The sequence below is a fragment of the Rhodococcus sp. NPDC054953 genome (assembly GCF_053609225.1).
Genome location: NZ_JBSGXD010000066.1, coordinates 1 through 1,279 on the forward strand (window position 1 = coordinate 1; position 1,279 = coordinate 1,279).

General features: G+C 71.5%; 1 protein-coding gene. It reads right to left on the reverse strand.

The features are described 5' to 3' along the window. A partial coding sequence (locus tag ACWF62_RS20495) for a globin domain-containing protein (RefSeq protein WP_452631248.1) occupies positions 1-1,183 on the reverse strand: 1,183 nt, incomplete at its 3' end. Positions 1,184-1,279 lie beyond the last annotated feature (96 nt).

Below are 1,279 nucleotides of genomic sequence, written 5' to 3' on the forward strand. Positions count from 1 at the left end.
TCCCCGCGGCGGCCAACGTACCCGTGAAGTCGTGCCGTATCCGCCGCTCCTCGATTCCGGCGGACACCAGCGCGGCGACGCTGTGTCGGATCATCTGCGGCGGTCCTGACAGATAGCCGTCGAACTCGGGCCACGGACCGTACTCCTTGACCGCCTCCGGCAGCTGCCCGGCGAAGCCGCGGGTCGCGTACTGCGCGACCACCGGGCGCACCGACAACCAGGGGTGCCGCCGCTCCAGTTCGAGGAAGGTGTCCAGTTCGTACAGGTCGGTGTCCCGGTTGGCGCCGAAGAACACCTCCATGCGGCGCTGTCTGCCGCGTTCGGCGACGTCCTCCACCAGTGCCTTGATCGGGGCGATGCCCGTCGAACCCCCCACGCACAGCAGCCCGCTGTCGGAGGTGTGGTCGATCGTCATCGCGCCCTCGGGCGGCCCGAGCCGGATCACGTCGCCGCACTGCGCCCGGTGCACCAGGGCCCGCGAGACCCAGCCGGCGGGCACCGCCTTCACATGGAACATCAACAGCCCGTCGGGGCGCGGTGAGCAGGCGAAGGAGTACTGCCGCCACTCGCGCGGCCACCACGGGGTCTCCATGGCGGCGTACTGGCCGGCGCGGTACGGGTAGGGCTGGTCGGGCCGTACGGTGACCACCGCGACGTCGGCGGTGCGCGCCTCGTGGGCGACGATCTCCGCGTGCCACCAGGCGGGGGCGCGCAGTTCGTCGTCGGCGGCGGCGTCGATCATGATCTGGGAGATGGCGGTGTAGGCGCGCACCCAGGCGGCCTCCGCCTCCTGGCCCCAGGTGCGCGGCGCGAACCGCTCCAGGGCCGCCATCAGGCACTCGCCGACGGCCGGGTAGTGCGTGGAGCGGGTGCCGTACTTGCGGTGGCCGCGGCCCAGTTGCATCAGGTAGTCGGTCAGGCTGACCGTGTCGTCTATGTGTTCCGCCGCCTTGAGCAGCGCGCCGAACAGCCGGTCGCGCTGGGCGTCCATCGCGGGCGGGAACATCTGCCGCAGGTGGGGGTGGTTGACGAAGAGCAGGGCGTAGAAGTACGAGGTCACCTCGTCGGCCGCCGGCTCGATCTCCGCCAGCGTGCGCCGGATCACCACAGCGTCGGGGGACGGTCGGCGCCCCTGCTGGAATCCTGTGGCGGCGGTGCCGTCCTCGGCCGGTATCGCGGTCATCTGCTCTGCCTCGCCTCGATCAACTCCCGGTGGCACAGCGGGTCGGTGTGCGCACCGGGGCAGGGTGGTGAGCCGGAAATTCCGGCTCCGAGCCCC